The sequence below is a fragment of the Dehalococcoidales bacterium genome (assembly GCA_028717385.1).
Lineage (GTDB): Bacteria > Chloroflexota > Dehalococcoidia > Dehalococcoidales > CSSed11-197 > CSSed11-197.
On the sequence record JAQUNW010000057.1, the window covers coordinates 1 to 3,650 of the forward strand.

The window sequence follows — 3,650 nt, forward strand, 5'->3', positions numbered from 1 at the left end:
TTACTCCTTCGGATACACTCACTCGCCTGGTAAAAGAAGGCAAGCTTGGGCGCAAGTCCAGCCAGGGTTTTTACACCTACTAAATAATACAAGCAAGGGCAAAGGAGAGCTATCATGCCTTTACCTCAACTTACCATAGGTAATGTTACCGCGAGGTATCCAATAATACAGGGAGGAATAGGAGTTGGAATTTCCCTTTCCGGGCTGGCCAGTGCAGTTGCCCGGGAGGGCGGTATTGGAGTGATTTCTGCCGCCGGCATCGGTATGCTCGAGTCAGATTTCAACCGCAACCCCCATCAGGCCAATCAAAGAGCACTTCGGGATGAAATCCGCAAGGCTCGCAGCCTTAGCAATGGCATTATTGGCGTTAATGCTATGGTTGCCTTGACCGATTTTGATGATCTTATAAAGATATCGGTGGAAGAGGGAGCTGATATGGTCATCATGGGAGCTGGTTTACCGCTTAAAGCGCCGGAGATGATTCCCCCTATGGAACCAGGCCGTCATTATACCTGCATGGTTCCTATTGTTTCTTCCGCCAGAGCAACCGAATTATTGTTAAAATACTGGGCGGCTCACTACAACCGTGTGCCAGATGCAGTTGTTGTTGAGGGACCGCTGGCCGGAGGCCATCTTGGCTTCAAGTATTCGCAACTGGAAGATCCAGCCTGCTCGCTTCAGGTACTCATCCCCCAGGTAGTAGACGTGGTTAAACCTTACCGAGAAGAATTCGGCGCAAGCATACCTGTAATTGCCGCCGGCGGTATATATACCGGTGCGGATATACGGAAATTTTTAAACTTTGGAGCATCAGGTGTTCAGATGGCTACCCGGTTTGTTACCACAGTTGAATGTGATGCTTCCGATGCTTTTAAAAACACTTATATAGATTGTGAAAAGGAAGATCTGGTTATTATAGAAAGCCCGGTGGGATTGCCTGGCAGAGCTATTAAAAACAAATTCCTTGAAGCAGTGAGCGAAAAGGTCAAGCGGCCATTCGCCTGCCCGTGGAAGTGCCTCAAGACATGTGATTTTACACTATCCCCATATTGCATTTGCCGCGCACTTACCAACGCTAAAAAAGGCCTTTTGGATAAAGGATTTGCCTTTGCTGGTGCAAATGCCTATTTGAATAAGCAAATTGTAACTGTTAAGGAACTGTTTGCTTCCCTGGTGGAAGAATACGAGGCTGCTTCCCCATCTACTGTGTAATCCTTGAGAAGGGCGCCTCATATTTTGTGTCATTCTAGAGGAGGGGTAAAACCCCGACGAAGAATCTTCCCCGTAATAGCGCCTGTCGTTACAGACGCCGTGTTTCAATATCTAAGAGCACAACTCGTGTGAGATTCTTCGCTTACGCCCGAGAATGACATGTTTTTATGGGTGTTCAGGGCAACACATATCTTATCCCCCCTAAAGCGGGATATTACCGTGCTTTTTAACAGGGTTTGAAACCTGCTTGTTCTCCAACATTTCCAGTGCTCGAATCAACTTTATGCGGGTTTCACGCGGATCTATCACATCATCAATATATCCCCGGGAGGCACCAACAAACGGATTAGCAAACTTTTCACGATATTCACTCACCAATTTTTCCTTTAGTGCTATGGGGTCCTGGCTCGATTCCAGCTCTTTCCGATATATTATGTTAACTGCTCCATCCGGCCCCATCACAGCAATCTCCGCCCCTGGCCAGGCATAGTTTACATCCCCTTTCAAGCTGGCTGAGCTCATCACAATGTAAGCTCCACCATAAGCCTTGCGGATAATAACACTGATCTTGGGAACTGTTGCCTCTGCATAAGCGTACAAAAGCTTGGCTCCGTGGCGAATAATCCCCTTACACTCCTCCTGCTTGCCCGGCATGTAACCGGGTACATCCACCAGGGTAACCAGCGGGATATTAAAACAATCACAAAACCTTACAAAGCGTGCACCTTTATCCGAAGCATCACAGTCAATCACTCCTGCCAGATATTGAGGCTGCTGTGCAAGCAGCCCGGTAACTCTTCCCCCAAGGCGTACAAAAGCAGTAATCAGGTTTGGCGCAAACTGAGCTTGCAACTCAAACATCTCGCCATCATCAACAATGGCCGAGATTACTTTTTTCATATCATAGCCACGGTTAGGTTCATCTGGCACTATAGACAAAATATCATCACTCAAAATTGATGGCCGTTCATCTTTTATTCCTTCAGGCGGCTTTTGCCGGACATTGGAAGGCAGATAAGAAAGCAACTCTCTAACTTTTTCCAGGCATTCCTGTTCATTATCGGCAACATAGTGGCAATTGCCGCTTTTGCGCGCATGAGTTGCTGCTCCCCCCAGTTCTTCCAAGCTAACCTCTTCACCAGTTACTGCCTTGATAACCTGGGGGCCGGTAATAAACATATGCCCAGTACCCTTAACCATAAAAATAAAATCGGTAATAGCGGGGGAATAAACTGCTCCACCGGCACACGGGCCCATAACAACTGATATCTGGGGTATTACGCCAGAGTAGCGCGTATTACGGGTAAATATTTCCCCGTAGCCAACCAGGCTGTCTATTCCCTCTTGAATGCGGGCACCGCCAGAATCCAGCAAGCCGATAACCGGAGCACCGTTTTCAAAGGCCAAATCCATAACCTTGCATATTTTTTCCCCAGCTACTTTAGATAATGAACCACCCAATATCGTAAAATCCTGGGCAAATATAAATACTTTCCTGCCGTTGATCTTGCCATACCCGGTAACCACCGAATCCCCAGGGTGAACCTGTTTTTCCAGGCCAAAATCCCGGCAATTGTGTGATTTATAACAATCAAGTTCATTAAAACTGCCTTCGTCCAGAAGCATGTTTATACGTTCACGAGCAGTAAACTTGCCCTTTTCATGCTGTTTACTTACTTGCGTTTCACCCCCGCCTTCTAACCTTTGCCTTACGCGATTGTTTAATTGATCTAAATTGGGCATCTTTCTTCCCCTTTTGGTTAAACTGCCTTTTACGGCGCCGTATTTTAGCACAACTAACGCGATATCAATAAAATCCTGTCTACTGCACACTTCCCAACTTTACCAACAACCACCAACTCCGGCAGTACAAAACACTAAAGATGTACCATTCTTACCGTATTGTTTTTATATGCGTTGTTTTAAATGTTATAATCTAACCTGGTACCACAAAGGGAACAAAGGAGGCCAAGTAATGCCTGAACCAAACCTGCTGGATATACAAGACCTGGCTGTCTCGTTAGACGGTAAAGAGATCCTTCATGAGATAAACTTGAGCGTTAAACCTGGTGAAACTAACGTGGTTTTCGGGCCGAATGGTAGCGGTAAGACGACCCTGATGATGACCATCATGGGATTTCCGCGTTACCATATTACCCGCGGTAAAATTATTTTTAAAGGCCAGGATATTACCCAAGCTACCTTGGATGAACGCGCCAGGCTGGGAATAGGAATGTCTTTCCAGCGGCCTCCAGTAGTCAAGGGCGTTAAAACCAGAGATATGGTAACAGCCACCCTGAAAGCCAGGGGGAGAGAAGCAAATGTAGAAGCGCTGGCAGAAAAAACCAACATGGTTAATTTTTTACAACGTGATATCAATGCCGGCTTCTCTGGTGGTGAAATTAAACGAAGCGAACTTCTTCAACTGCTGGCACAAA

3 protein-coding genes are annotated in these 3,650 nt (G+C 46.5%); 2 read left to right on the forward strand and 1 reads right to left on the reverse strand.

Annotation, left to right across the window (positions count from 1 at the left end; all coding sequences use genetic code 11):
* The first annotated feature begins 114 nt into the window (after nt 1–114).
* Nucleotides 115–1,212: a nitronate monooxygenase gene (locus tag PHX29_07150; protein ID MDD5605660.1), complete on the forward strand. Its 1,098-nt coding sequence runs from the start codon at nt 115–117 to the stop codon at nt 1,210–1,212.
* Nucleotides 1,213–1,413: 201 nt separating this feature from the next.
* Here PHX29_07150 and PHX29_07155 read toward each other — a convergent pair whose 3' ends face one another.
* Nucleotides 1,414–2,955, reverse strand: coding sequence for an acyl-CoA carboxylase subunit beta (locus PHX29_07155; GenBank protein ID MDD5605661.1), 1,542 nt, complete (start codon nt 2,953–2,955; stop codon nt 1,414–1,416).
* A gap of 232 nt (nt 2,956–3,187) precedes the next feature.
* On the opposite strand from PHX29_07155, the gene PHX29_07160 reads away from it, so the two are divergent.
* Nucleotides 3,188–3,650: ATP-binding cassette domain-containing protein (locus tag PHX29_07160; GenBank protein MDD5605662.1), on the forward strand; the 463-nt coding region annotated here is incomplete at its 3' end.